This is a genomic window from Parasutterella sp. St.1A3 (genome assembly GCF_059728705.1).
This window is the reverse complement of the sequence record NZ_BAAGFK010000001.1, coordinates 1610224-1636736: the sequence shown is the minus strand read 5'-3', so window position 1 is coordinate 1636736 and position 26513 is coordinate 1610224. Positions and strand designations below refer to the sequence as shown.

Sequence of the window (26513 nt, the reverse complement as noted above, 5' to 3'; positions counted from 1 at the left end):
GACCGCCGATCGGGCGGTCTAAGTATTTCAAGCCTTGGATAATCTGTAAGGCAGTGTCTTTCGGTTAGCTGCGCAGTACATTAGAGATTCTTTCGCTGGTCTTCATCAGATCATATGTCTGGCTGTCATCGAATGCGGCAAAGACGGTGCCGATCTTATCGGTGATGACGTACATGTCTTCGGGTGTCTTCTCGATCCAGCCAAGTTCGACGAGTTTTGCGAGTTTGCGGCGAACGGTTTCGCGAGGAATACCGGTCACGTCCGAAATAGAGAGTGCGTTGCACGGAAGCAGCTGTCTCTGACCGTGTGCGTCAGCCGGCATATAACCGCGGCGCTCGTCATAGAAACGTTCGGTATTGCGCGAAGCGATTTCACCGAGGACCAAACAAAGTGTCAGGTCACCGTCATAGGCCTGGTACATGGCGCGAAGTCTGCTTGTCATGAAACGAAGCAGCAGTACTGAGAGAATATCGCGATGAGAAGCATAAACTTCAGGAGAGACACCGGCCGGAATATGAAGTCCTGTAGGGAGTTCAGTGGGGAAAGCAGCTCTGTCTTTGGGTGTGCGGCGTGTTCTTAACATCTTTATCACTCCTATGTAATTTTTTAACCTCGACCTTTGATGAAATTCTTTTTTGTTTCCATCTAAGTTGAGAACATAATATCGGGAAATCCCGTAATGAGCAAGTGATTACACTAATTACAAGATAACTAGAACACGCTATTTTGAAGAAAATCTATAGGATTTTCTAGGTTTTTAAACCTAGGTATTTCCTCTAATCCCTTGATTGACAGGCACTTCGGGTTACTACTTAAATAAGTTGAGTTGCTTTAAAAATATATGTAATTAATTGTAAATTACTCATTAAGGCGATTAGTCAGCGAAGAATTGATAAACCCAAAATGTTGTGACGCACCAAAATGGTAAGAGCTGCGGTTCAGTGATTCCCAAAGATTACGGTTAGCATATGAAGAGAATTGTCCTGAGCTCTTTGGCAGGAATTGATTTCATTTGTACGAACATTTATTGGGCGGTTTGATCCTTGACAATCAATTTTCTTATTTAATCGAGAACGGATTTCTCTCTAATTTTTCTAAGTCAGACGAGTTTATAGATCACGTGAATGCGTTATATGATAAAAAAATACCGCCCGACGATTCCGTCGGACGGTGTTAAAACGCTGTCTTAGTATCTGCCGCTTTCTCTGGCAATCGCCTCTTCCGCGAGTTCCTTATAGAAGGCGTAGCGCTCGGGATCGATTTCTCCGTCTTCAACCGCCTTCTTCACCGCGCAGCCAGGCTCCTGCAGGTGACGACAGTTCGTAAAGCGGCAATGTTCCACACGATCACGAATTTCCGGCATGCCGCGCATAATATCGTTCAGTGTCAGGTGAGACAGGCCGAACTCTTGAAACCCCGGTGAGTCAACGAGCGCACCGCCCTCGAAGTTAAACCAGCGCGCGGCGGTAGTCGTCTGCTTGCCAAGATCGAGCGCGACGGAGTATTCCTGAGTTCTCTGCGCTGCGCCCGGAATCAGAAGATTAAGGATTGTGGATTTACCCATGCCGGACTGTCCGATCAGAAGCGTGATCTTATCCCTAAAGATCGGCTCTAAGATTTCCCTGGTTTTTTCCGGATCTTTGGTCGCGGAGACTTCAACAACCTCGGCTCCGAGTTCTTTAAGCTGATCGATAAAGGGGCGCACTGCAGCTTCATCCTGTATGTAGTCGCATTTATTGCGGATAATCACGGTCGGAATGTCCGCCGTTTCAGCCGCAAGGAGCGCCTTCCAAATAAAGTGCGGGTTGTAACTCGGTCGTGTGGCAAAGACGACCGCAACCTGATCTATGTTGGCTGCCAGCGGTTTCGTGCGCAGATCGTCGCTTCGATAAAGAAGTGATTTTCTCGGTTCAATCTTTTCAACGGAAACCTGCGTCGGTGAAGTCTGCAGGCACTGCGCAATATCTCCGACCACCACATCGCCTTTTTTGCCTTTACGCGTGGCTTCGAGTACCGTGCCGTCGTTTTTTTCCACAAAACTATGTTTGCCGTGGGTGGACACCACACGAGCATTAAACCGAACAGATTCAGCCATTATCTAGAACACCTTAATGAGACGCAGCTTTGGCTTTTTCGGCTTCTTCGATCGCCTGAATGCGGATTGCCGCGTCCGGGTGCGAAGAATAAAAGGCCGAATAAACCGGATCAGGCGTCAGCGTAGACGCATTGTCAGAAAAAAGCTTAACCAATGCACTAATGAGGGCATGTCCGTTGGAATATTTGACGGCAAAGGCGTCTGCTTCAAATTCATGCTTGCGTGAGAAGTAACTGCTGAGCGGAGCAAGAGGAAACATGAAGACAGGTACTGCGATGGAGAAGAGCACAAGCGCGGTTCCGTGACTTGCGCCTTGAATCAGGTTGACACCGAGTCCTTCATAGAACCATTGACAGTCAGCAAGAACGCTCAGAAGCCAAAAGAAGAGCAGGGAGAAAACGCAGGAGAAGGCGAGCATCTTATAAATGTGATTGAGCTTGTAGTGTCCGAGTTCGTGCGCAAGCACCGTTTCTGTTTCCTCAGGTGTGAGTTTATTCATGAGCGTGTCAAAAAGAACGATGCGTTTGTTCTTTCCAAAGCCGGTCATGTAGGCGTTGCCCTTAGCGCTGCGCTTGGAGGCATCCATGCTGTAAAGCCCGCGGGACGAGAAACCGATTCTGGAGAGCAGGGATTCGAGTCTGTCTTTGAGCTCACCATCGGGAAGCGGAGAGAATTTATTAAAGAGCGGTGCGATCACAGCCGGATACAGCCAAAGAATAATGACATTGAAAAGCATGTAAGCGGCCCAGGCCCAAACCCACCAGTAGGGGCCGGAGACATTCCAGAGCCAGAGAATCAGCGAAACAATGGGCACGCCAAGCACAATGCTGAGCGCAGCTGACATCAGTGTGTCCTTGATAAATCTTGCCGGCGTTGTGGTGTTGAAACCGTACTTTGCTTCAATCTTGAAGGTCTGGTACCAGCTGAAGGGAAGATCAATGAGGCCGGAGATAAAGCCGATCAGAAGGATGATGACGACCTGAGCGAGAATGGTGTTGCCAAGCCAGCCGGTTGTCATGAGATAAATAATTTGGAGCAGCCCGCCCACGGTAAGTATCAGCGTTAGCCCTAGAGAAACCAGTCTGGAGAGTTCTCCGAAGCGGACATTTTCAATTGAGTAATCCGCCGCTTTCTGATGAGCTTCCAGCGTTATTTTTTCTGCAAAGGCCTCCGGGACTTTTCCGCGATTCTCTCGGATACATCGAATTTCACGACAGTCCAAATAATATTTAAGCGCGAAGCCACCGAAAAGGAAGAAAAGAAAAAGAGTTTCAAAAGCAGAGGAATAGTTCATTTTTGGATATTTATAGTCCGATGTAAGAGCAAAGATAGCGCATTTTGCAGAGAAACGGACAGCTGCAGGATTATTAATCGCTAAAACGCTCAGAGTGGTTTGAGCAAAAAGCAGTGACAGACGGAATCTCTATACTTAAAACGAAAAGACATGGAAGGAGCTTCCTATGAATTTCAGAAAAATTTTAAGCGCATGCTGTTTATCAGTTTGTGTACTTCATTTTTCATCACCTATCGCACAAGCCGGTATTCATCTTGATGTAAATGTCGGTGTCGGAGCCCCGGGATATTATGGGATTCTTCCAATTCAGGGTGTCGTGCCTCAGGTTTTTAACAGTAATCCGGTTATTGCAGTAGGGACGGCAATTCCGGGTGTCGGTCCGATTTATCTTACTGTTCCTTTGGAACACAGAAAACATTGGGATAGGTATTGCGACCGCTACGATGCGTGTTCAAGACCTGTGTATTTCGTCCAACGCCCTTGGTACGATAAGCATTACGTGAAACACCACCATCCACATCACCGCCCGCATTTTGACCATGATGATCATCATCATGGGCATGATTTTCATAAGCATAAAAAATGGAAAAAACATCACAAGCATGACGATGATTAAGCGCGATCAAGCAAGCGCATAATTCGATGCATTAAAATGCGTCCATTCGTTTTGTGAGAATTTTGGAATGTCAGTCAATGAATTTAAAAGCGAGAGAAGCCCGCTTTTTAATGAACAGAATTTAATCTGGATGGATCTGGAAATGACAGGCCTGGAGCCTCAGATTAACCGTATTATTGAGCTGGCCGCGATCATCACGGATCCGCAGCTGAATGTGATCGCAGAGGGTCCAGTTATTGCGATTCATCAGGATAAAGCCGTTCTCGATACGATGGACTCGTGGAACACAGCGACACATACAAGAAGCGGATTAGTTGATCGCGTGCTGAAGAGCACGGTTGGTGAAGCCGAAGCCGCGAAAATTTATATTGATTTCTTCTCTCAATATGTACCGGCAGGCAAGAGTCCGCTTTGTGGGAATTCCATTGGTCAGGACAGAAGATTTATGGCGAGATGGATGCCGGATTTGGAGCAGTTTCTTCACTACCGCAATCTGGATGTCTCTTCCTTTAAGGAATGTGTTAAGCGCTGGGCTCCGGAAGTGGGTAAAAAGTATCAGAAGACTTCCAAACATGAGGCTTTGTCAGACATCTACGATTCGATTGAAGAGTTGAGGTTTTATCGGCAGGAAGTGATGAAGATTTAGGGACGGGCCCGCATTTGCGGGCTCTGTTGTTTATTGCTTCGGCTTTTGATTTAGTCGCAGAATGAGGCTTGACGTATCTAATCTTCCGCCGCCCATGTTCTGAATGTCACCATAGAACTGATCCACCAGCGCGGTAAGCGGAAGCGACGCACCGCTGCGTCGAGCCTGACTGAGCGCAATGCCTAAATCCTTGCGCATCCAATCCACGGCAAAACCAAAATTAAATTGGTTCTCAATCATAGATTTTCCTCTGCCGTTCATTTGCCAGGAACCTGCGGCGCCTTTGCCGATAACTTCCAAAACGAGTTCCATATTCAGGTTCGCGGTTTTACCAAAGGCGATCGCTTCAGAGAGTCCCTGCAGGATTCCTGCGATGCAAATCTGGTTGCACATCTTGGCAAGCTGGCCGCTGCCGCTATCTCCGATTCTTTTGACGGAACAGGCAAAAGCGGATGCGATTGGCGTGCAGCGCTCGATAACATCTTCGTCACCGCCGCACATAACAGTCAGAACGCCGTTTTCCGCACCTGCCTGTCCTCCGGAAACCGGAGCGTCTACAAAACTCAGGCCGAGTTGCTGAGCTTTGGCGTACATTTCCTGGGCTACTTCTGCAGAGTCGGTAGTTGCATCCCAAAGAACAGCTCCTTTCTTCATCCCGGAAAATGCGCCGTTTTCTCCTAAAAGTACGCTTCTAAGGTCTTCATCATTGCCGACGCATGTAAAAACGATGTCCGCGTCTTTAGTCGCCTCTGCGGGTGTTAAGGCATATTTTCCGCCGAAGGTTTCAGTCCAGTTTTTTGCTTTTGACGTGGTTCGATTGTAGACCGTCATCTCGCATCCGGCCTCTTTTAAATGCGCGGCCATCGGGCTTCCCATGACACCGAGACCGATAAAAGCGGTTTTAGTTCCTGCCGGAATCGGTGTGTAATCTGTTTTAGGGAAGAAGTTCATAGCTTGCTTACTCCATAAAAATCCCGCCGATAAAGGCGGGAAAATTAAAAACTCTAGCGGCGTCCTCGGATCTTAATGATCTCTTCGGCAACCTTCACAACTCTTCGGGAGAGAGAAGATGTCGGGTCAATAACAGCCGCGCTGCAGTCGCCGAGATCGAGATTGTCTGTCTCATCAAGAATCAGAGGGAGTTCCGTACAGCCGAGTACGAGAACAGTCGCACCTTTTTCCTTAGCGAGGTGGCGGGCTGCCTTCAGAAGAACCTCTTTGCAGTGTCCTTCGGTGTAACCGGCTTTCGCGCCGAGCTCACCGTAAATCGCTTCCATGACAAGCGCCTGATATTCCTTATCCGGCGTGACCATGGAAAGATTCATGCTCTTAGCCTTATTAGAATAAATTCCGGTTTGGATGGTGCCGTCGGTGGCCATAAGGCCGACCACTGCGTTTTTACCGTACTTCTCGATAATCTCTTCGAGTGTGACCTGCTGCATATTGATGAGCGGGACGGACAAATGAGGAAGGATGGTTTCGAAGTAAGCGTGGGCAGTGTTGCAGGCGATCACGATGGCGTCGACGTCATCGTTTTCCAGTCGTTTACAGGCCTGGTATAAGGCAAGTGTCGGGTCAACACCGCCTTCGAGCAGGTATTTCGTGCGGTCAGGAACCTGAGGGTTCTGCTCAACCGCGACTTTAATATGCTTTTGATCGGTTTTAGCCGGTGTAAAGCGCGTAATTTTATCGTACAGGTCAACAGTCGCAGCCGGTCCGAGGCCGCCCACAATACCGATCTTGAAGGGTTTCGGAAGGTTGTGCCACTCGGTGAAGCAGAGATAATCCGCGAAGGCTTTGACGACATCGATAACCGGATAGCCTTTGGCGTTTAAAGCTTCCGAGAGAAGTGCCTGAAGGCCACAGGTCGGAAGGATTTTTTCTGCGCCGCCTCTGACTAACTCGGAGCAGAGCATGGCGAGTTTATCGAGTGCTTCCTTTTCATCGGAAGATTTGCCTTTATGGAGCAGTTCCTGGATTTCTTCAACGATCCGGTCGAAAGACTTGTCAAGATCAACCCACTGCGGCTTGAAGACTTTTTCAACCGCTTCTTTGATCGCAGCTGCCTTCGGAGCGGAAGTGCTTCCCAAATAGCCGAGTTTTAAATTCGGGTTCTCAGAGACGGCATGCGCGCATGCAGTGGGGAAGTCAGTAATCGGTGTTGTGATTTCTTCCTGAAGCTCATTTTTAAAACCGAGAGTGCGGCAGTTTGTCACAGCGGCGACCTTAGCACCAGCGGCTCTCAGTCGGCTGACTTCTTCGAAGGCGCGGATCTTGAAATCTCCGTCGCGTACGAGTTTAGAAGCATCGCTATTTGGGCTCTGCCACTCAAAATCGACGGTTTTGACGATGGCTTTTGTACCGTCGGGTAAGTAGGTATTCGCGATTTTTTCTTTCAGGGCTTTAACAAAGGGGGCAGGGGAACCGACTTGGCAAAGTCCGATGATTGTCTGATCTTTGGCTGACATAGTTTTATCGATCCGGGGAATGTAGATAGAGGAAGTATAGACGCAATAACACATGCAATGGCCAGAAACAGCAATGACGTTCTTGATTTTTTCTCAGCAGATTTCTCCAGTAAAAAGAGGGGAATCAAAAACGGTTCAATTTGAATCGCGTATTTATAATTATGACGTCTAATGCGTTTGCCTAAAAATAGGCTTACCTACTAATACTAAATAAAAATTTATGTCTGTACTAAAAACGATTCTTTCAAGTGTACTGTGGGCGCTCTTAGTTCTTTTTATTCCTATCTTTGGTTTAGAGACAGTGTCTCAGTCCTCCCTTGGTATTGGACTGTTTAAATTTTTTATCCTTGCGCTGATTTCCCTCTTTTGCTTCAGTGGTCTCATAACGTCTATTGAGTCCGCTTTACTCCGGCGTTATCGCCTGAAGCCGCTCTTCTATCTGTCCCTGCTCTTAGGTTTGATACCGGTCATCATTCAAATTTTTGTTGCCGGCTCGATATCTGCTCGACCGCTAACAACAGCTATTTACTGGCTCGCCGGGATTTCAGTTGTTCTCGCGCTAATACCTTATGTTGCCGGGGGTTGCTTTTCAAAGATCGGTAACGACAATGCTGCCCGAGTATTGAGTGCGTTTCTTGTCTTCTTATGCATGGCTATTCCGGCCTTTCTCAGCTTGTCTTTTTTCTCTTATTACTTAGTCTCCGGTTCCGTATTATCTGCAGATACTTTGCTTGCAATCGCCCAGACAAACAACAATGAGGCTTTTGCGTATTTAAAAGAGAATATGACTGTCGGTTCGTCGCTGCTTTTTGTCGTTGCCGCTCTTTTCATTTTCTGTTTAGTTATTTTTCTTGCTAAATCAGTAGTGACACAGCAGACAGATCATGGGACTACAAATAAGGAAACAAGGTCGTATACTGATGCAAAGAAACTAAGGATTAGGCTCTTTGGTACTGCATTTATCTCGCTGCTTGCGATTGTTATTTCTTCCATTTTGATTAGTAAAACTAGTCACAATCTAATCACTAAACCCTTTATAGGTTTAGCTGAAGGCTTGAAACTATATAAAGACTTTAAAGATGCCTCTCTTGAGAGGATTCACAAATTTGGAACACTCGCTATAGAGAAAGACGGATATAAAGGTTTATACATCCTGGTGATAGGAGAGTCTCAGAACAGAAATCACATGTCCGCTTACGGGTATAAGCGAGAGACGACACCGTGGCTATCGAAAATGAAGAATGATCCGAATGCGGTTATCTTTTCTAACGCATATTCCAATCACACCCATACCGTTCCGGCTTTAACGTATGCTCTGACCTCTAAGTCTCAATACGATGACAATCTTCTTCAGGATTGTCCTTCGTTAATTGAATTGGCAAATGCGTCAGGATACGAAACCTATTGGATAAGTAATCAAGTCAAGCTGTCGGCTTGGGATACGCCTGTCACGCTTATAGCCTCGACGGCGGATCATCAGATGTTCATTAATACGAACTTTGGCACGGATACAGGTACTACCTTTTACGACGGAGAATTGGTCAACAGTCTCAAAAATCTGCACAGCAATAGCGACCGTATTTTGATTGTTCTTCATCTAATGGGCAACCATACAGTTTATGAAGAAAGATACCCGGGCTCCTTTAAGAAATTTGGTCGAACTTCAATTGATAAGTACGACAACAGTATGCTTTATAACGATGCTGTAGTAAAAGATATTTATGAATGGGCTAAAAAACAACCTAACTTTATGTCTTTGACATATGTAGCAGATCACTCAGAAGGCGTTGATAGGGGAGTATCTCATGACAGCAGTCAATTTGGCTGGGATTTAACGGAAATTCCTTTCTGGATGGTCTTCTCTGACAAATATGCGAAGGATCACTCGTCTGTTGTTAGGAATCTGAAAAAGAATTCAGATAAGCCGTTCACTAATGACATGCTGTTTGACACGATGTCGAGCGTTCTAGGCATTGAAAGCAAATTCAAAAATGACAACAATGATATTTCCTCCGAAAGCTACGGACGCACTATGAATGAATTGAAGACACTGCACGGCAGGAAATCTTTTGAGGAGAGAAAAGAATGAGGAAAGGGAAAATTACCTTAGGAGTCATAGCGATTCTGCTAGTTCTTGCTCTTGCTTTTGTTGCGTTGCGCAATTCTTATTATTTATGGCTGGTAGGCAAATTTCAGGATATTCCTGAAAAATTTTGGCTGCATCGTGTGAACTCTCCCTTAAAAATGAAAGAGTTTGCGGAGAAATACAGCGGTTTCGAAATGGATGCGCTCTACAACGAGAAAGACAGAATTTTCAATAACTCTCATGATGCAGGAGATGGTCAAGTTCCTTTATCTGAAACGCTGAAGTTTCTTAAGCCATCAAAGGGAGCTTGGTTTGATGTTAAGAATTTAACTGAAGCAAATAGCTTTAACGCAGAGGAAGACCTTTCAAAAATTGTCAAGGAGGCTGGTATTGATAAGAATAAATGCATTGTGGAGAGCCATTGCGTTCCATGTCTTAATTTCTTTGCTTCAAAAGGATGGAAAACAGCTTTTTATCTGATCGGTGAAGGAAAGCGCCAGGAAGATGTAAAAACACAAATTTATGAAGCATATAAATCAAACTGCAAATACCTTTCTATGGACGGTCATATGTATGAGCTTGTTAAAAAGAATGACCTTCTGAAGAATAAGAAGTATTTAGTTTGGTATTACTGGGAACCTTGGTACAAGGTGAACAACAAAAAAATGTACCAGGATGCTGTGAAAAATAAGGATGTTGAAGTTATTCTCGTTAAGGAAAGAGGACATTTTCACAGGTGAATAAAAGAAGCATCAAGGTGCCGGATCCAAATAGCATCTAGGTTGTTTTCTCCCCAATAAGTGTCGGAGGTATTTTTCATAAGTTGTAAGATGCCCATCGATCCTTTTCTGCCGTATTTCTACTCGAGAAATTGAGTCTAATGAGGAGTAACGCGTGAATGTCGTATTGGAAAAGCGACATTAAGTTGTTTTTCATGATTATTCTTCTGTTGAGACTCGCACTGTTCAAGTGCAGACTTGTATTCTCTGATAATATCCTCCGTATCTTCTCTCGGAATGGATATCCTGAGATTTACAAGGACAGCAGCTTCCGCTGTTACTGTGGACAAAAGACATGTTCGGAATTAAAAAAGAAATTCAAAATTTCAGCAGGCTGGAAATCATTTTCTTGTTTGCTTTTTCCCTTTTTATTTTTTTTCAGTGTTTATCAATTGCTGTTGCGAATATTTTCTTAGGAATTTCCATTTTTTTTGCGATTCTTGTTTTGGCAAAAAGAATAAAAGAAAAAAAGATTAATGATATTTATTTAAAAATTAAAAATAATCGAACTTGGTTTCTGATATTTGGCTTTTTCTGGGCAATAATGCTGCTTTCTGCTCTGTTTAGTGGTGAGCCTATAGAAGGCGCTAAAGTATTTTTTAATACCTACGTGTTTAGAACCTTTCCATTTTTTTTCATTCTTCTGTTCTTTGATAAACCTAAATTAGTATTTATTTTTCTAATAATAAGTATTATCTCTTGTGCGCTTGATGTGATCGGAGGGTATATTATTGCGCCGGCCGGAGCAGTGAGACTTAAAGGGCTATTTGGCCACATGATGACCTTGGCGGGTTTTCTTTGTGTGTCTCTTCCGTTGTGTTTATCTCTAATTCTGAATAGAGCTCAAAAATTACCATTCCTAATATTCAACTTAGTTCTATTTTCTATCCTTGCAGTAGGTCTGATGCTAAATGCGACAAGGGGAGCATGGCTTGGAGTAATACCAGCGCTCTTTTTGGTTGGGATGTGGTTTTCTCTCAAATCCGTCAAAAAAACCATGGCATTTATTGTGATCGCCGCGATCTGTGCATCTTTATTTTGTTCGCTTGATCAGGTTCAAAGACGAGTAGATACAATCACAGATATGGCCTATCAATCCAATTCTGAGCGTTTGCTGATGTGGAAGAGCGCCACTAACATGTTCTTAGATCATCCGGTCTTAGGGGTCGGAGTTGGCCAATATGCGGATAAATATCAAAAAGAATACATTCTTCCTGAAGCGAAAGAGAGAAGACAAAAGCATGCGCACAGCAATATTTTTCAGATGCTTGGACAAAGTGGAGCTATTGGGCTGATTTCTTTTGTTCTCCTATTTGGATATATCTTTTGGTTTGGCTTTAAGAGCATGTGGAGGAATAAAAATCTTTATGGGATGCTCATTGTCTCAGTATCAATGTCTTTCTTTATTCAAGGTTTAACTGAATTTAATTTTGGTAATTCTGCTGTTGTGAAATTTTACTGGGTAGCTCTCGCTTCGCTTATTGTGCTCTCGCGTATTAAAGATATGAAAAATAATGAGGCGCGGCCTGCCTAAGAACTTTTAAATGTTTTTTCGCAACGCATTTGTTGAGTTCTGACGGGCAGTCTAACTGCCCGCTCTCCGGTTTACGAATCTTCTTTTTTGGGCGTCACAACAACATCATTTTCAATTGAGTTTCGTGACAGCTTTTCCAAGACGGCCTTGGTCGCTTTAGTTGGATGATTAGAGGAATCAACTGTAGCAGTGATTGACAGCCAGGTTTTACTCATGGCGATTCCCACTGCGATCACAACCGGGCCGAGGATAATGCCCATGAAGCCGAAGGCAATGATGCCGCCGAAAACGCCTAAATAGATCAAAGAAAGCGGCAACGAAGCGCCCTTTGAAATGAGAAGCGGCTTCAGGAAATTATCAACGCTCGATACGGCAAGAGAGCCCCAGAGCACCAGAAAGATCGCCATTCCGACCTCTCCTTTGTAGTAAAGCCAGCAGGCAGCCGGTCCCCAAACAAGAGGAGGTCCGATCGGTACGGCAGATAGCACGAACACAGCAATGCCCAGAGTCAATGCACCGGGAACTCCGGCAATCCAAAAGCCGATTAACGCAACAATCCCTTGGCCTGCTGCGCTGCCGACAATGCCGAACACAACACTTCTGGTAGTGTTGACGATAATATTTCGAACTTCTACAGCAATGTTTCCGCTCATGCGTGTCAGAAGCGCCAGGCACTTCTGGGACAAATATTCACCGTCGCGGTAGAAGAAGAAAATTACAAACAGCATTAAGAAGAGCTGGAAGAGGCCGTCTCCCAACATAACCGCGCCCGCAAGCGCTGCACGGCTAACCGGGTCAAAAAGCTTTTGAGCTAGCGCAGTAAGGTCCTCTTTACTGCCAAGCAAATCATGAGCCTGATCAAAGATCCAATTGCCAATCAGCGGTATCTCTTTGATTTGCTCGGGGATGTTAAAACCGGAGGCAATCCAATCACGGATATAACGAATGAGTGTCGGAATTTCCTGCGCGGAAACAAGAGAAAGAGCCGCGATCGGAAGTACGATCAAAACAGCGAGCAAGCCCACGATAATGCAGGTTGCCAACAGATTACGTCCGCCTACAGCTGAGCGAATTCGTTTGAATAAGGGCCACGAGACCATTGCGATAACTGCCGCAACGGAAATTGCCGTAGCGAAAGGCCAAACGACCAACACGCATCCAATTGCGATGAAGGATCCAAATAAGAATCGCACAACAAAATCGGCGCGATCCATGAATGATGGCAGTTTCATGTCTGATCTGATGTATTAACTGCTTCCAATATTAATTCAAATTCATTGAAGATCACGTCCTTTCCCCAACAATGAGCAGAAAAATTGAGGAAATTAATCCTGACGGCAGTGTGTTAGTCAGCGTGTTCACCCGCTTTATTAAGGCAGGTCATGCCCCAGCTGCAAAGAGCCTGAAGTACCGGCTCCAGCGACTGTCCTTTCGTTGTGAGGGAATATTCTACTTTCGGTGGGACAACTGCATAGACCTGACGGAGCACTAAACCATCCTGTTCCAACTCTCGGAGCTGCTGTGTCAGCATTTTCGGCGTTGCTTTAGGTATTTGTTTACGAAGCTCAGAAAATCTCAGCGTGCGATTCATGAGCTTCCACAAAATAAGTGCTTTGTATTTCCCTCCGATGAGCCGTAACGACGTTTCTATAGGACACGGACAGCGACAGTTATTTTGAATGGAAGAAGACGGATTATCTTTCATAGTATCTTTTATATACTAATAAACAAAATAGTTAGTTCTTGCTAATAAGATAATAATACGTAAAATAATACCGCTACGCAAGGAAAAGATATGCAGAAAAAGAATTTTGATGTGACGGGGATGAGCTGCTCAGCCTGCTCAGCCAGGGTTGAGAAGGCGGTGTCTTCCTTAACCGGGGTTGATAGTGTCAATGTCAATCTCCTGAAAAACAGTATGACCGTCGAGTTTGACGACGCAAAGACAAATGTCGGAGAGATCGTCAAAGCGGTCATAGATGCCGGCTATGGCGCATCTGAAAAAGGCACCTCGGTTCAAACATCAGATCCTGCGCATGATGCTAAAAAAGCTTTGGAGGAAATGAAATTTAGGCTTTGGATATCCTTAATTTTCGCTGGCATCCTTATGATTTTGGCAATGGGACCAATGTTAGGTATGCCCTTGCCGGAGATTCTCCGAGGAACAAGAAGCGCACCAATAAACGCGCTGACACAGTTTTTGCTCACGCTTCCGGTCATTTTTGTGAACTTCAAGTATTTTCGAAATGGTTTTAAGTCCCTTTGGCATCGGGCGCCAAATATGGATTCTCTGGTGGCGATCGGCTCAGCCGCCTCAGTTTTATTCGGACTGTTTGCCCTTTACATGATGCTTTGGGCACTTGCCCAAGGAAATGAGAAACACCTTGCGCATTATGCACACAATCTGTACTTCGACTCAGCCGCAATGATATTGGCACTTATCACATTGGGTAAATATTTTGAGTCGAGAGCAAAGCATAAGACGACAGACGCGATCTCCAAATTGATGGCTTTGGTTCCGGAAAATGCGTTGGTCGAAAGAGATGGTAAGCAGGAAGTTGTGCCTTTGGAGCAAATCGCTGTAGGAGATTTGGTTCTTTTAAAAACCGGTTCAAGGGTTCCGGTTGACGGTGTTGTAGAGGACGGAAGCGGGACAGTAGATGAATCTTCCCTGACCGGAGAGAGTGTTCTGGTAGAAAAAACAGTTGGTTCTCAAATGTCGGCTTCTACGCTTCTGACGAGCGGTTATATCAAAATGAAGGCCACTCGAGTAGGCGGAGATACCGCTCTGGCTCAGATCATCAAACTTGTTGATGAAGCAACATCAACAAAGCCGCCTGTTGCAAGACTTGCTGACAAGATTAGCGGAATCTTTGTTCCGACAGTGATCTCGATTGCGATTGCAGCTTCCCTTGTTTGGCTGCTGCTTGGATATTCGTGGGAATTCGCGCTGATGATCGGCGTTTCAGTTCTTGTGATCTCGTGTCCATGCGCATTGGGTTTGGCGACTCCGACAGCAATCATGGTTGGAAGCGGTCGAGGCGCGCAGAGCGGAATCCTTTTCCGCTCGGCAGAAGCCATTGAAACAACCGAAAAGGTCAATGTCATCGTTCTTGACAAGACGGGAACGGTTACCAGCGGTAAACCTGCATTAACATATGTTGTCAGCTTCAGCCTTCCTCCAAAGGAACTCTTAAGTCTTGTCGCTTCTGTTGAAAATAAGTCGGAGCATCCGCTTGCGGCAGCTATTGTTGACGGTGCGAAGGTCTTAAATATTTCGTTTCAGGAGGCTTCAGCCTTTGCGCAAAATCTGGGTAATGTTTCTGCTCAGGTATCCGGTAAAAATGTGAAAATCGGCAATAAGAGCGTGGTTGTCGGTGAGCTGCCTGAACAAGTTCGTGAATTAGCGGATCAATTAGCAGATCAAGGTAAAACTCCGCTTTATGTTCTGTTGGATGGAAAGCTTTCCGGTTTGATCGTAGCTGCGGATCCAGTACGCGCTGACAGCAAAGACGCAGTTCAAGCGATGCTTAAGCAGGGCAAAGAAGTTTGGATGCTGACTGGGGACAATATTAAGACAGCGCAAGCTGTGGCCGCACAAGTCGGTATCAAAAATATTCGTGCAGAAGTTAAACCCGCTGAAAAAGAAGCTCTTGTCCGTGAACTTCAGGAATCCGGAAAGAAGGTCATGATGGTTGGGGACGGAATTAACGATGCACCGTCCCTTGCAAGAGCGGATGTTGGAGCGGCAATCGGCGCCGGAACAGATGTAGCGATTGAAGCGGCTGATATCGTGATCATGAAGAGCCGCCTTTCTGATGTTGTCAATGCCGGAGCGCTCTCACACTCCTGTATGAACAACATTCGTGAAAATCTTTTCTGGGCATTTATTTACAACATCGTCGGCATTCCGGTTGCCGCAGGTGTCTTTTATATAGTTTTTGGATGGGTGCTTAACCCGATGATTGCAGCGGCCGCCATGAGCATGAGCTCCGTGAGTGTGGTTTCTAATGCACTGAGACTGCGTCGCTGGCGTCCCGTACTTTCGGGAGCAATGGATAATGAAAATCAGAGAATGGAGCCTACACTTATCAACTTAGCCATAGAGGAAACAGCTGCAGAAACGCCTAAGTATGAATACAAGATTCATATCTCCGGCATGATGTGCCAGCACTGTGTAAAAGCAGTAACCGGCATGATTACCGGATTGCCCGGAGTTTTCGACTGCAAAGTCGATTTAGAGAAGGGGACTGCAGATGTACAAAGCTCAGTCCCGATCGACGAGGCAAAATTAAAATCATTGATCGAGGAAGGCGACTACATATTAGAGTCGATTGAATGTATTTCAACGCCTGAACAGACAAAGGGTTTTATTTATTTACTTTGGATTGAAGGCATGATGTGCGGGCATTGCGTTAAGTCGGTAACTAAGAAACTATCAGGACTTGACGGGGTAGTTCATTGTGAGGTGTCTTTGGAGAATAAATCTGCTCAGGTCGAATCCTCTAAACCGATTACGGAATCAGAATTTAAGAAAGCGTTAGAGGAAGAAGGTTACGAGCTGACCGGATTTAAGGAATAAAAATTTGTTTTGGCGGGAGATTTTCCCCCGCTTTTTCGTCGTGCAATCTGAATGCAGCGTCTAAGCAATTTGGAAGGCTCGACGATTCGTCATTTCATAAACTGTGTAAACTAATTCTTTATTCTTTAAAACATCCTGTAATTGGGGCTGTAGATGCAAAACAATAAAGTTGTTGCCTATGTCATGACTAAAAATGAGGAATCCATTATTGGTCAGTGCATAGACGCGCTTAAATGGACTGATGAAATAGTTATTGCTGATACAGGCTCCACAGATAAGACAATTGAAATTGCCAAAGAAAAAGGATGCAGAGTTATCCATGTCGACTTCAAGGGGTTCGGGCCGACAAGAAATGAAATCATCAATCAAATAGATGCGGACTGGATCGTTTGTTTTGACGCCGACGAAATTTGCACTGAAGGGCTTGCAAACGAAATTCAGGAGGTATTAAAAAATCCGCAGGCAGACGCTTATCTTGCCAATCGCTTAACTTATTTACTGGGAAAACCTATTTATCATTCCGGTTGGTATCCGGACTATAGACATGCAGTGCTGTTTAGAAAAAATCGATACCGATATACGGATAGAACAGTACACGAGAGCTATATCTGCGACGGAAGGGTGGAAAAATTCAATGAGGTCTTTGCGCATTTTTCAGTGCGCAGTCTTGATCAGCTGATGAAGAAGGAAGAGCAGTATGCAAGGTTAGGGGCGGATAATTTAAAAGAGAGCAAAGCAACCGTCATGAACGCTCTCAGTCACTCTGCTTGGGCCTTTATCAGACATTTCATTGTAAGAAAAGGATTTTTAGACGGCTGGAGAGGTTTCATTATCGCTGCTTCAAATGCCCATTCCTCCTTGTTTAAATACATGATGGCGATAGAGAAGAAACAAGGCTTAAAGGGTAAAATCGCTTCGGTACCTAAGTCCTATAAGTAAGAGGCGAAGCTTTGTATTGAATGAAGGCCTCGCAGACTGAAGATATAATTTGCATCTTTTCTCTAACCGGTTTCATTCAATGAAGAAAGTATTGTTGTTTCTCTCCCTTCTTTCCTGCTGTTCTTCTGTAGCATTTAGCGCAGCTAACTACAAAGGGAACTATTCAATCGACAGTTTTAACAAAGCTAAGAAGCTGCTGGAACGAAATGTCGTTTACGATCAAAGGACAACGATATATTGCGGAGTGAAGTTCGACGAACATAAAAATACAATTCTTCCGCCCGGCTTTGAATCGCCGGCCCATCCTAAGCGAGCAGGAAAAATAGAGTGGGAACATGTTGTCCCTGCAGAAAATCTCGGTCAGACGTTCTCGGAGTGGCGCAGCGGACATCCTGACTGCGTGGATAGCAAAGGAAAATCCTTTAAGGGCCGTAAATGCGCAGAGAAGGTAAACAAAGAGTTCCGTTATATGCAGAGCGATATGTACAACCTTTATCCTGCGGTTGGTTCTGTGAACGCGGATAGAGGTAATAAAAACTTTGAAGCAATGGCGAAGTCTGTCCCCTCCAAGTTTGGTGTTTGCGAAATGAAGATTATGGGCAACAAAGCAGAGCCGCCTGCGAGAGCCAGAGGTGCTGTCGCAAGAACTTATAAGTACATGGAGTACGCCTACCCTCGATATCAAATGAGTTCGGCTCAGCGCAGACTGATGGACGCATGGGACAAGCAGTATCCCGTTGAACAGTGGGAATGCACGCGTGCACTCAGAATTGAAAGACTCCAGAGAAACGAAAATCCGTTCGTCAAAGAAGCCTGTGTGAATAAGGGAATGTGGAGATAGAAAAAAGAAGCGGTGCCTCGGCACCGCTTCTTCTATGATGGATTAAATGGACTCAGTTTCCATGTTGATTGCGCCGCATGGACATTCCTGAGAACATACGCCGCAGCCCTTGCAATAGTCATAATTGAAAATGTAGGGCACGTTGTCGTCTCCGGTCTTAATGACCGCGTTATCCGGGCAGACACCATAGCAGTTATCGCACTGCAGGCAATTGCCGCAAGACATGCAGCGACGAGCTTCAAAAAGCGCGTTTTCTTCAGTCAGACCGTGCTGGACTTCATCAAACGTGCTCTGTCGGCGAACCAAATCAAGCATCGGACGAACAGTCTTCGGGGCGTCCGAGTAGTACCAAGTATTCAGGTTCTTAAATTCAGCAACCTGTTTCTTCGGATGATCAACAGGTTCTTTGCCGTTCAGGAAGCAGTCAATCGCATAGGCCGCTTTATAGCCGTGACCGATAGCAACCGTTACGTTTCTGTCGCCGGGGACCATGTCGCCGCCCGCATAGATACCGGGAACGTTGGTACGCATGAAACGGTCAACCTGAACAACGCCTTTCTCGATATTAAGATTCGGAATCTTATCAATGAGACTCTGGTCAACGTTCTGACCAAGAGCGAGAACAACGGTATCGGCTTCAACCGTTTCGAATTCACCTGTCGGCTGAGGATTTCCGTTTTCATCAAGTTTCATCTTTTCAATCTTGATTTCTTTCGGATTTCCAGCTTCAGAAATTGTAGAAAGCCACTTCACAGAAACACCTTCCTGAAGGGCTTCTTCAACTTCGAAGTCATGCGCAGGCATCTTGTCGCGTGTTCTGCGATAAATGATGAGCGGTTCTGCGCCAAGTCGTTTTGCCGAGCGAGCAACGTCAATTGCCGTATTGCCGCCGCCGTAAACGACAACTCTGCGTCCAAGCAGCGGTTCTTCTTCACCTTCCATGGAACGAAGAACAGAGACGGCATCCATCATGTGTTTCGCGTCACCTCCCGGAATGTAGGCATTCTTGGCCATACCGGCGCCGACACCGAGGAATACAGCGTCATAACCGAATTTTGCTTTTTCTTCCTCAATGCTCTTGACGGTGTAGTTGAGTTCAATCTTGACACCCAGTTCCGCGATTCGAGCGATTTCCTGATCGAGCACTCGGCGCGGCAGACGATACTTAGGAATACCGTAACGCATCATGCCGCCAGCCTCGGGACTGCCTTCCTTAACAGTGACTTCATGACCTTTGAGTGCAAGCTGATAAGCCGCGGAAAGACCGGCAGGGCCGGATCCGACGATCAGGACTTTCTTACCGGTTTTCTTTGCAGGTTTCTCAAACTTATAGCCGTTTTCCAGAGCATTGTCGCCAAGGAAGCGTTCCACAGAATTGATACCGACGGACTCATCAAGCTGTCCGCGGTTGCAGGCACCTTCGCAGGTGTGATAGCAGACACGACCCATGCAGGAAGGGAAAGGATTGCGTTTGATCAGGTGGCGCCATGCTTTTTCATAATTTCCGCTTTCTGCGTAGAAAAGCCAGCCCTGAATATCTTCACCGGCAGGACATTGTTTATTGCAGGGCGGCAGTTTGTGGACATAAGTCGGACGAAGTGTTCTCCAGCTGCCGGTTCTGTTTTCCAAAGAGGTTCCGACATCCAGCGTAATAGCAAATGGTTTCTTCATAAATGTAATTCCTCTTAGATTCGATCTGCGCGTTCGTCAGCCTGAACAGCAGGTGGAATAATTTCGGGTTCTTCTTCGCCGAGAAGACCGAATCTGCGGATGTTTCTCTCTGATATTGCCTGAATTCTCGTGAGGGCTTCGGTGTCGGCTTTAGCGCCGAACAGATGCGCATAGCGTTTCTGAAGCTTCATGTATTCTTCAACCGGGCGAAGCTGACGAATCTTATGAACGTTTGTGATTTCGCCGTATTCAGCTTCAAATACCGGGAAAAGGCCTGTTTCAGTGGCAAGACGGGCTAAACGTACCGTGTCGGAGGATTTGGCTCCCCAGCCGAGCGGGCAGGGAACCAGAACGTGCAGATAGCGCGCTCCGTGGAATGTCATCGCCTTTTCAACTTTTCTTTCCAGATCACGAAGATCAGCGATTGTGGCAGTTGCCACATAAGGAATGCCGTGAGCCATAGCGATCAGAGGAACATCCTTGCCCTGACCGAATGCGTTTCCGGGGTGGCTGCCGAGAATCTGAGTCGTGGCTGTGCGAACTGCGGGAGGTGTGGCAGAGGAGCGCTGAACACCGGTGTTCATGTAGCCTTCGTTGTCATAGCAGATGTACAGAACGTCGTCGTTGCGTTCGAACATACCGGACAGGCAGCCGAATCCGATATCTGTGGTACCGCCGTCACCGCCTTGAGCGATAACGCGGACCAGCGGTTTGCCGGTCTTTTTGGCTTTAACACGAGCGACAGCGGCCATACCTGTGCCGACGGCCGCAGTATTACCAAAAAGCGAATGGAACCAAGGCAGCTGCCAGCTGGTTTCCGGATAAGGAGTAGAGAACACTTCAAGACAGCCGGTCGCGTTGGCGGCGATCAGGCGGCCGTGAGTGGCGCGCATTGCGGTGTCAACTGCGTAGCGTGCGCCAAGCGCTTCTCCGCAGCCCTGACAGGCGCGATGGCCGGAGTTCAATGAGTTGTAACGTTCGATATTAGCCTGACCGCTTCGCTGATCAGGATTCAGGAGACGGTTGCCGACAGTGAACGTGCCTGTCTGATAAAACTTAATCTGATGCTCGGACATGACTTATACCTCTCCTTTATGGTGATCCGCAACCGCTCGAACAATCGCTTCGGCGGTTGGTCCGATGTGACGCTCTTCCTGCTCGTGTCTCAGCTGATCGTTAACAACTTTTTCTTCAAGATCCAAGAAACTCAGCTCAGGAAGTTCATTTCTAAGCGCGGCATCAAATACTTTGTGCAGGCTTCTCTTGTAAATCGGACGTCCTCCGAGACCCGCGATAACGCCGCAGATATTCAGCTTATACAAGCCTCTGGTAGAACGAATGATGTCGTCAGTTACAACGCCGCCGATGCCGACCTGAAGCGCCCGGTCAATAACAACCGCTGTTTTAACTTTTTCAAGAGCCGCGAAGACTTCCTGCTGCGGGAACGGGCGATAGGCTTTAATACCGAGAAGCCCGACTTTCTTGCTGTCTTCACGCATTTCATCAATAACGTCTTTGATGGTTCCAATTGTGGAGCCAAGCGCGATAACCATGACCTCAGCGTCTTCTGCGCGATAAAGATCGATGAGTCCGCCGGATTTTCTTCCGATGATATCCTCAAATTCTTTAGAAACACGGTCGATGACTTGCAAGGACTGCAGGTGGTGCGCATGCGCAAGGTAGCGAACTTCAGTGAACGCTTCGGGTCCAACCATGGCGCCGATTGAAACAGGGTTTTCCGGATCCAGACTCTGGCGCGGATCGTAGGGCGGAAGGAAGGCGTCAACCTGTTCCTGAGTCGGGATGTCCATTCTTTCGAACGCGTGTGTCAGCACGAAGCCGTCCATACAGACCATAACAGGAAGAGAAACTTCTTCAGCGATTTTGAACGCCTGGATGTGCAGATCCACCGCTTCCTGGTTGTCTTCAGCAAAGAGCTGAATCCATCCGCAGTCACGCTGGCTCAGAGAGTCGGAGTGGTCATTCCAAATATTGATCGGAGCTCCGATTGCTCGGGATGCGACAGTCATCACAATAGGGAGGCCGAGGCCGGAAGCGTTGTATACGGCCTCAGCCATGTACAGCAGACCCTGAGAAGCGGTAGCGGTATAAGCACGGCCGCCTGCGACAGAGCCGCCGATTGCGACACTCATAGCGGCGAATTCACTTTCCACGTTAATGAATTCGCAGTCTGTAAGCGTGCCTTTTTTGACCATGGCGCCCAGATTTTCAACGATATGTGTCTGGGGAGAAATAGGATAAGCACAGACGACTTCAGGACGGCAAAGCGCTACAGCTTCAGCTACGCCCAGTGAGCCTTCGATTTGTTTGAGCATTGAGGCTCTCCTTAAAAGTTTTTCTTAGCGTTAAGAACAAAATTGAAAGCATCGGATGCGACATCGGCATTCGCCTGAGCAACCTTTCCTTTGTAGCGTGTCATGAACGCCTGCTGAACGCTTCCAAGCTTAAGTTTTCCGGTCAGAGCGGCAAAGCCCGCAAGCATCGCGGCGCCGGGAAGGGGGCGTCCGATTCTTTCCATTGCAAACTTGGTGGCGGGCAGCGTAATGACATGTCCCTTGGGAAGACGATTCACAAGATCAGCCAAACCGAGTTCTTCAGGAGTCTGAGAGCTGTTGAGAAGAACATAAGCGTTATCTGTGAGACCGCTAAAGACGTTGACGCTTTCAAGCAGCGTACGGTCCTGGATAAGCACCGCATCCGGCTCTGTAATCGGTTCACGAAGACGGATCTGATGGTCGCTGACTCGAGCAAAGGCGACAACAGGAGCGCCGGTTCGTTCACTTCCGAAACTTGGGAAAGCCTGGGCGTAATGGCCCTCTGTAAAGGCTGCAAGAGAAAGCATTTCCGCACTCGTTACAACACCTTGGCCTCCTCGGCCGTGTAATCTGATCTGGAACACTTTTTTTCCTTATAACTAAATTGTAAACAAGAGATCGAGCGATTAAGTCAGCGAGACTTTGATTCGGCCGTCGACAGCGATGGGTTCACCATTCTTATCACTGATCATCAAGGGGTTGATATCTAATTCTTCAATAGAGGGATAGTCTTCAACAAGCTGAGAAAGTCTCATCAGTGTTTCTTCAACTTTGTCGATTTGAGCCGGAATAGCGCCTCGTGCTCCCTGCAGAAGTTTGTACGCTTTAACGGATGTAATCATGTCATTTGCGTCTTCAGGCGTAAGCGGTGCAAGGCGGAAGGTGACATCTTTCATTACTTCGACAAACACACCGCCAAGACCGAACATCATCATCGGACCGTACTGAGGATCTTTAGCGCAGCCGCAGACCATTTCTCGGTCGCTCTTGACCATTTCCTGAACAATGACGCCTTCAAAACCGTCCATAAGACCTTTGGCTTCAAGCTTCGACACCAGATCAGCGTATTCAGCTCTCAGCTGTTCAGCATCTTTAATCCCAACGCGAACACCGCCAACGTCTGTCTTATGGGAAATTTTCTTTGAGTTGAGCTTCATGACAACGGGATAACCGATTTCTTCAGCCAGTGCGACAGCTTCGTCGGCATTTTTCGCTTCGCCGTCTTTACAGACACGAATTCCGTAGGCAGAAAGAACCTGGAGGGATTCGCCGGTTGTCAGCTGTTCGCGGTTTTCCGCGGCTGCGTCACTGAAAATCTTTGCGGCCTTCTCTGCGTCAACGTCAAAGCGCATCGGTGTCGTGATCGGACGCTCAATCCACTTTCTTTGCTGGTTGAGACGATTCAGACCCATGACCGCTTCTTCCGCAAACATAAAGAACGGTACGTTGACTTCCATATCGGAGAGTTTGGCGAAGAATTCGTTCTTTGTCATGAACACACCGACAATCGGTTTGTTCGGATGCTGAGCTTTGATGTCCATAACCGCTTTGGCGACATCGATATCTTTTAGGCCAAGGAAGGGCAGGTAAATCACAATGACCATATCGACGCCGTCGTCAGAGAGTACTGTCTCGAGCGTTTGCTGATAATGGTCAAGAGGCGCTGAAGCAATCATGTCCACCGGGTTTTTAACAGAAGCCGCGGCCGGCAGGAAAGAGCGCAGTTTTTCTTTAGTCGCTTCGCTCAGTTCTGCCATTTGCATGCCGCATTCAACGACGGTGTCGGTTGCCATAATCCCAGGTCCGCCGGAGTTGGTTACGATAGCGACTCTGTCACCCTTAGGAATAGGACAGTGGCTGAATACTTTAGCTGTATTAAAGAGGTTCTGAAGCGTAAATTCGCGGATAACTCCGGACTGTTTCAGCAAAGCGTCTGCCGCCTTGTCAGCACCTGCAAGCGAACCGGTGTGGGAAGAGGCGGCCGATGCTCCTGCGGCCGAGCGGCCGGCTTTCAGCGCGAGAATCGGTTTTTTCTTCGTGGTGCTGGTTGCGAGTTTTCTGAATTTCTTCGGATCGGCGATGGATTCCATATAGAGGAGAATCTGGCGGACGTCATCCACATTTTCCCAGTATTCAATCGCGGAGTCGGCGTTTACGTCCGCTTGATTGCCGATTGAAATAAACTGAGCAAAGCCGAGGTTCAGGTCTTTGAGAATATTGAGAATTCCGCCTCCAAGCGCGCCAGACTGGGAGACAAAACCTATATCGCCGCGTACGGGGAGCGACTCAGCAAAGCAGGCGTCAAGTCGAACAGCGGGGTCTGTATTGACAACGCCCAGACAGTTTGGGCCAACCAGCGTCATGCCGTATTCCTGAATCTTTGCAGCAAGCTGCTTTTCAAGTTCGGCGCCGGCTGCTCCGGTTTCTTTAAACCCGGCGCTGATAACAACAACTCCTTTAATGCCTTTCTGATGGCACTGATCAATCACCGGGAGAACATACTTCGCATTGATGACGATAAGTGCCATGTCGATGTCATCAGCTACATCGAGAACGGATGGATAAGCTTTGAGTCCGTGAATTTCGGAATCTTTCGGATTGATAGGATAAATATTGCCCGTGTATCCGTACTCGAGCAGACGTTTCATAATATCTGAACCGATTGTGTGTTCCTTGGTTGAGGCGCCGATGACCGCAATGCTGCGGGGACGCATAATCTTATCTAATCCGTGCATATATGACATCCGTTAAAAGGTTTGCATAACCTACTAATTTTAGGTCAGAAAGAGACCCGATACTGTAGCGTGTTTAGAATCTTTTCACATTATGAAAAGTCATTCCAAAAACTTGATTGGCATTGTAGATAAGAGCGGAGAAAAGGCAAGAGTTACAACTTTTTTAAACAAATTATTAGCGTCTGAAAACTCTTTTCCTGTAAATGATTTAACGGGCAGACTGTCGAAGTGTTGTTAATACGCCAAAAACTTGTTGTAATCCTAGAGAGTTACGCCAAAGACATACAAATCAGCGTAATATATTACTGTTATATGATGTCAACTCGGTTTACATAGGAGAGACCAATGAACAAGACAGAAATGATTGACGCAGTTGCTAAAGTGACAGGTGTCACAAAGGCAGATGTCGCCAAAGTCATCAACGCCTACACCGATGAAATCGTCAAAGCTGTTGCAGCCGGTGACGATTACGTTACAGTCGGCTTCGGCAAGTTCTATCAGTCCGAACGTCAGGCTCGCACCGGCCGCAACCCTTCAACCGGCGCCGAGATCAAGATCCCTGCGGCTAAAGTTCCGAAGTTCTCTGCCGGCAAAGCTTTCAAAGATGCTGTCAACGCTCCGAAAAAAGCTACAAAAGGTGCACGTAAGGCGAAGAAATAATTAAGCGGACTTTTATTGGATCGAATGCAGAAGCCCGATAGTTTCGGGCTTCTGCCTTATATAGTCGTTTTTCAATCTGGGAATTCCTCCTTACTTGATACGAATAAGTCATAATTGTCAATATTTAACAATTACAGCACTGATGATTCTTCCAACATATTCAACATCCGTCATTGTTCCTAGAGTTAAGTCATTAAACGAGGAGGAGGAACCGGCACTGAATATTTTTCTATGCTTTGATGACGAGTTTGCCTTTCCAACAGGCGTATGTGCATTTTCAATTCTGAAAAGTAATGTAGATATGCCAGTAAATATTCATTTGGTTGGAGTGAATGTTCAAGATCAGACAATTAATAAATTCAAGGAATTGAACTTTAATCCAAAAGCAGAGGTATACTTTCACAGTATGGATTTTTCCAATTGTGAGGATCTTACTGTTGGAAGAAAAACAAAATTTTTCCCCCTTGCTACTTTTCTAAGGTTACTTTTACCTAATTTATTTCCTAGTTTGGATAAGTTCCTATACCTTGATAGTGATACTTTATGTGTAAATTCGTTGAGAGAACTTCGGGATATAGACTTGAAACAAAATTACGCAGCGGTTGTGAAGGATATTTATCCGAACCGAAAACTAGGTCCTGAAATTGCTTCACATTATTTTAATTCTGGGATGCTCCTCGTTAACGCACGTCTTTGGAGAGAGGTAAATTTACTTCAATTGATTTTTGATATCCTCCGTTCTGGCAAGGAGCTTCCTGCCCCAGATCAGGATGCACTCAATATTGCGTTTGGCGATAAAAAAATTATTCTGCATAAAAAATACAACTATATCCAAGAAAATTTTCTGGCAGAAGAGAGTGATAAAGAGAGAATTGGAGATAGTGTTATTGTTCACTATGCTAACAGAAGCAAGCCGTGGACCGTTATTTACCAGACAACCTTGTATAGCAACTATCGTCTAGCTTCGCCCTGGAAGGATGAGAAGTTGCCTCTTGCATACAAGAATGATCCAAACTCTATTAGGAGATATGCGTTCCATAAGATAAAAGAAGGGAGGCTGTTAGAGGGGGCTCACCTTATTGCCAAATACTTGACTGTTGAATTTACGCGAAAAAGTGAGAGATGGGCAAGACACAAAATAGCTCAGTAACAAGTAAGGAGTTTATCTGTTGCATACAGTGGTGTTTTTTGATGGAAAAATATTCGAGATTTAGAATTGCATACAATCAGA

22 protein-coding genes are annotated in these 26513 nt (G+C 46.3%); 10 read left to right on the top strand and 12 right to left on the bottom strand.

All coding sequences use genetic code 11. The features are described 5' to 3' along the window. Positions 1-64: 64 nt before the first annotated feature. The 3 genes from AC6I1F_RS07610 to AC6I1F_RS07600 all read right to left on the bottom strand — a co-directional run bounded on the left by AC6I1F_RS07610 (position 65) and on the right by AC6I1F_RS07600 (position 3389). The gene (locus tag AC6I1F_RS07610) at positions 65-583 is read right to left on the bottom strand and encodes a Crp/Fnr family transcriptional regulator (protein ID WP_160334674.1); all 519 of its coding nucleotides are present in this window, start codon (positions 581-583) and stop codon (positions 65-67) included. Between the two features lie 603 nt (positions 584-1186). Then, on the bottom strand, positions 1187-2095 hold the full coding sequence (gene rsgA, locus AC6I1F_RS07605; protein ID WP_160334673.1) for a ribosome small subunit-dependent GTPase A: 909 nt from the start codon (positions 2093-2095) through the stop codon (positions 1187-1189). A 13-nt stretch (positions 2096-2108) separates the two neighbouring features. After that, positions 2109-3389: a M48 family metallopeptidase gene (locus AC6I1F_RS07600; protein WP_160334672.1), complete on the bottom strand. Its 1281-nt coding sequence runs from the start codon at positions 3387-3389 to the stop codon at positions 2109-2111. Between the two features lie 166 nt (positions 3390-3555). Between AC6I1F_RS07600 and AC6I1F_RS07595 the strand changes: the two genes are divergently transcribed. After that, positions 3556-4005, top strand: coding sequence for a hypothetical protein (locus AC6I1F_RS07595; RefSeq protein ID WP_160334671.1), 450 nt, complete (start codon positions 3556-3558; stop codon positions 4003-4005). Between the two features lie 67 nt (positions 4006-4072). Then, positions 4073-4651, top strand: a complete 579-nt coding sequence (orn, locus tag AC6I1F_RS07590; RefSeq protein ID WP_160334670.1) for an oligoribonuclease — start codon at positions 4073-4075, stop codon at positions 4649-4651. Positions 4652-4681: 30 nt separating this feature from the next. Here the strand turns inward: orn and AC6I1F_RS07585 are convergent, their stop codons facing one another. After that, positions 4682-5602, bottom strand: a complete 921-nt coding sequence (locus AC6I1F_RS07585; protein ID WP_497801713.1) for an NAD(P)-dependent oxidoreductase — start codon at positions 5600-5602, stop codon at positions 4682-4684. A 53-nt stretch (positions 5603-5655) separates the two neighbouring features. Then, the gene (gene cuyB, locus AC6I1F_RS07580; RefSeq protein ID WP_289163303.1) at positions 5656-7119 is read right to left on the bottom strand and encodes a cysteate racemase; all 1464 of its coding nucleotides are present in this window, start codon (positions 7117-7119) and stop codon (positions 5656-5658) included. A 220-nt stretch (positions 7120-7339) separates the two neighbouring features. Between cuyB and AC6I1F_RS07575 the strand changes: the two genes are divergently transcribed. The 3 genes from AC6I1F_RS07575 to AC6I1F_RS07565 all read left to right on the top strand — a co-directional run bounded on the left by AC6I1F_RS07575 (position 7340) and on the right by AC6I1F_RS07565 (position 11518). Then, positions 7340-9208: a phosphoethanolamine transferase family protein gene (locus AC6I1F_RS07575; protein ID WP_289163304.1), complete on the top strand. Its 1869-nt coding sequence runs from the start codon at positions 7340-7342 to the stop codon at positions 9206-9208. Further along, a complete protein-coding gene (locus AC6I1F_RS07570; protein ID WP_497801712.1) occupies positions 9205-9945 on the top strand; it encodes a hypothetical protein in 741 nt (246 codons plus the stop codon). Before AC6I1F_RS07575 ends, AC6I1F_RS07570 begins: the two co-directional genes overlap by 4 nt. 334 nt (positions 9946-10279) lie before the next feature. Next, on the top strand, positions 10280-11518 hold the full coding sequence (locus AC6I1F_RS07565; protein ID WP_160334665.1) for an O-antigen ligase family protein: 1239 nt from the start codon (positions 10280-10282) through the stop codon (positions 11516-11518). Between the two features lie 71 nt (positions 11519-11589). On the opposite strand, the gene AC6I1F_RS07560 is transcribed toward AC6I1F_RS07565, so the two are convergent. Both AC6I1F_RS07560 and AC6I1F_RS07555 read right to left on the bottom strand, forming a co-directional pair. Beyond that, a complete protein-coding gene (locus tag AC6I1F_RS07560) occupies positions 11590-12750 on the bottom strand; it encodes an AI-2E family transporter (protein WP_251450097.1) in 1161 nt (386 codons plus the stop codon). 113 nt (positions 12751-12863) lie between these two features. After that, on the bottom strand, positions 12864-13223 hold the full coding sequence (locus AC6I1F_RS07555; protein ID WP_290432568.1) for a winged helix-turn-helix transcriptional regulator: 360 nt from the start codon (positions 13221-13223) through the stop codon (positions 12864-12866). Positions 13224-13313: 90 nt separating this feature from the next. Here AC6I1F_RS07555 and AC6I1F_RS07550 point away from each other — a divergent pair, with 90 nt between their 5' ends. From AC6I1F_RS07550 to AC6I1F_RS07540, 3 genes are all read left to right on the top strand, one after another. After that, on the top strand, positions 13314-16100 hold the full coding sequence (locus AC6I1F_RS07550) for a heavy metal translocating P-type ATPase (protein WP_290432569.1): 2787 nt from the start codon (positions 13314-13316) through the stop codon (positions 16098-16100). Between the two features lie 153 nt (positions 16101-16253). After that, complete coding sequence (locus tag AC6I1F_RS07545) at positions 16254-17039, top strand: glycosyltransferase family 2 protein (RefSeq protein ID WP_290432570.1); 786 nt, start codon at positions 16254-16256, stop codon at positions 17037-17039. Between the two features lie 79 nt (positions 17040-17118). Further along, positions 17119-17880 carry an endonuclease gene (locus AC6I1F_RS07540; RefSeq protein WP_290432571.1) on the top strand — a complete coding sequence of 254 codons (762 nt, stop codon included), beginning with the start codon at positions 17119-17121 and terminating at the stop codon, positions 17878-17880. A gap of 42 nt (positions 17881-17922) precedes the next feature. Here the strand turns inward: AC6I1F_RS07540 and AC6I1F_RS07535 are convergent, their stop codons facing one another. From AC6I1F_RS07535 to AC6I1F_RS07515, 5 genes are read right to left on the bottom strand one after another with little or no spacing between them, the layout of a single operon-like run. Continuing rightward, complete coding sequence (locus AC6I1F_RS07535) at positions 17923-19560, bottom strand: NAD(P)-binding protein (protein ID WP_290432584.1); 1638 nt, start codon at positions 19558-19560, stop codon at positions 17923-17925. A gap of 5 nt (positions 19561-19565) precedes the next feature. Continuing rightward, complete coding sequence (locus AC6I1F_RS07530; RefSeq protein WP_290432572.1) at positions 19566-20627, bottom strand: thiamine pyrophosphate-dependent enzyme; 1062 nt, start codon at positions 20625-20627, stop codon at positions 19566-19568. Positions 20628-20630: 3 nt separating this feature from the next. Next, positions 20631-21887: a pyruvate ferredoxin oxidoreductase gene (gene porA / locus AC6I1F_RS07525; RefSeq protein ID WP_290432573.1), complete on the bottom strand. Its 1257-nt coding sequence runs from the start codon at positions 21885-21887 to the stop codon at positions 20631-20633. A gap of 11 nt (positions 21888-21898) precedes the next feature. After that, a complete protein-coding gene (locus tag AC6I1F_RS07520; protein WP_290432574.1) occupies positions 21899-22471 on the bottom strand; it encodes a 2-oxoacid:acceptor oxidoreductase family protein in 573 nt (190 codons plus the stop codon). A 42-nt stretch (positions 22472-22513) separates the two neighbouring features. Next, entirely contained in the window at positions 22514-24622 is a 2109-nt protein-coding gene (locus tag AC6I1F_RS07515) for an acetate--CoA ligase family protein (protein ID WP_290432575.1), read from the bottom strand. 345 nt (positions 24623-24967) lie between these two features. Between AC6I1F_RS07515 and AC6I1F_RS07510 the strand changes: the two genes are divergently transcribed. Together AC6I1F_RS07510 and AC6I1F_RS07505 are read left to right on the top strand one after the other, a co-directional pair. Further along, on the top strand, positions 24968-25282 hold the full coding sequence (locus tag AC6I1F_RS07510) for an HU family DNA-binding protein (RefSeq protein ID WP_290432576.1): 315 nt from the start codon (positions 24968-24970) through the stop codon (positions 25280-25282). Between the two features lie 142 nt (positions 25283-25424). Beyond that, positions 25425-26432: a glycosyltransferase family 8 protein gene (locus AC6I1F_RS07505; RefSeq protein WP_290432577.1), complete on the top strand. Its 1008-nt coding sequence runs from the start codon at positions 25425-25427 to the stop codon at positions 26430-26432. Positions 26433-26513 lie beyond the last annotated feature (81 nt).

Excerpts from the sequence above, each read along its gene's own strand:
- AC6I1F_RS07570 (WP_497801712.1), top strand. The coding sequence starts at position 9,205 with ATGAGGAAAGGGAAAATTACCTTAGGAGTCATAGCGATTCTGCTAGTT.
- orn (WP_160334670.1), top strand. The coding sequence starts at position 4,073 with ATGTCAGTCAATGAATTTAAAAGCGAGAGAAGCCCGCTTTTTAATGAA.
- AC6I1F_RS07565 (WP_160334665.1), top strand. The coding sequence starts at position 10,280 with ATGTTCGGAATTAAAAAAGAAATTCAAAATTTCAGCAGGCTGGAAATC.
- AC6I1F_RS07540 (WP_290432571.1), top strand. The coding sequence starts at position 17,119 with ATGAAGAAAGTATTGTTGTTTCTCTCCCTTCTTTCCTGCTGTTCTTCT.
- AC6I1F_RS07560 (WP_251450097.1), bottom strand. The coding sequence starts at position 12,750 with ATGAAACTGCCATCATTCATGGATCGCGCCGATTTTGTTGTGCGATTC.
- AC6I1F_RS07545 (WP_290432570.1), top strand. The coding sequence starts at position 16,254 with ATGCAAAACAATAAAGTTGTTGCCTATGTCATGACTAAAAATGAGGAA.
- porA (WP_290432573.1), bottom strand. The coding sequence starts at position 21,887 with ATGCTCAAACAAATCGAAGGCTCACTGGGCGTAGCTGAAGCTGTAGCG.
- AC6I1F_RS07595 (WP_160334671.1), top strand. The coding sequence starts at position 3,556 with ATGAATTTCAGAAAAATTTTAAGCGCATGCTGTTTATCAGTTTGTGTA.
- AC6I1F_RS07555 (WP_290432568.1), bottom strand. The coding sequence starts at position 13,223 with ATGAAAGATAATCCGTCTTCTTCCATTCAAAATAACTGTCGCTGTCCG.
- AC6I1F_RS07575 (WP_289163304.1), top strand. The coding sequence starts at position 7,340 with ATGTCTGTACTAAAAACGATTCTTTCAAGTGTACTGTGGGCGCTCTTA.
- AC6I1F_RS07510 (WP_290432576.1), top strand. The coding sequence starts at position 24,968 with ATGAACAAGACAGAAATGATTGACGCAGTTGCTAAAGTGACAGGTGTC.
- AC6I1F_RS07550 (WP_290432569.1), top strand. The coding sequence starts at position 13,314 with ATGCAGAAAAAGAATTTTGATGTGACGGGGATGAGCTGCTCAGCCTGC.
- AC6I1F_RS07585 (WP_497801713.1), bottom strand. The coding sequence starts at position 5,602 with ATGAACTTCTTCCCTAAAACAGATTACACACCGATTCCGGCAGGAACT.
- AC6I1F_RS07515 (WP_290432575.1), bottom strand. The coding sequence starts at position 24,622 with ATGCACGGATTAGATAAGATTATGCGTCCCCGCAGCATTGCGGTCATC.
- cuyB (WP_289163303.1), bottom strand. The coding sequence starts at position 7,119 with ATGTCAGCCAAAGATCAGACAATCATCGGACTTTGCCAAGTCGGTTCC.
- AC6I1F_RS07530 (WP_290432572.1), bottom strand. The coding sequence starts at position 20,627 with ATGTCCGAGCATCAGATTAAGTTTTATCAGACAGGCACGTTCACTGTC.
- AC6I1F_RS07610 (WP_160334674.1), bottom strand. The coding sequence starts at position 583 with ATGTTAAGAACACGCCGCACACCCAAAGACAGAGCTGCTTTCCCCACT.
- rsgA (WP_160334673.1), bottom strand. The coding sequence starts at position 2,095 with ATGGCTGAATCTGTTCGGTTTAATGCTCGTGTGGTGTCCACCCACGGC.
- AC6I1F_RS07505 (WP_290432577.1), top strand. The coding sequence starts at position 25,425 with ATGATTCTTCCAACATATTCAACATCCGTCATTGTTCCTAGAGTTAAG.
- AC6I1F_RS07600 (WP_160334672.1), bottom strand. The coding sequence starts at position 3,389 with ATGAACTATTCCTCTGCTTTTGAAACTCTTTTTCTTTTCTTCCTTTTC.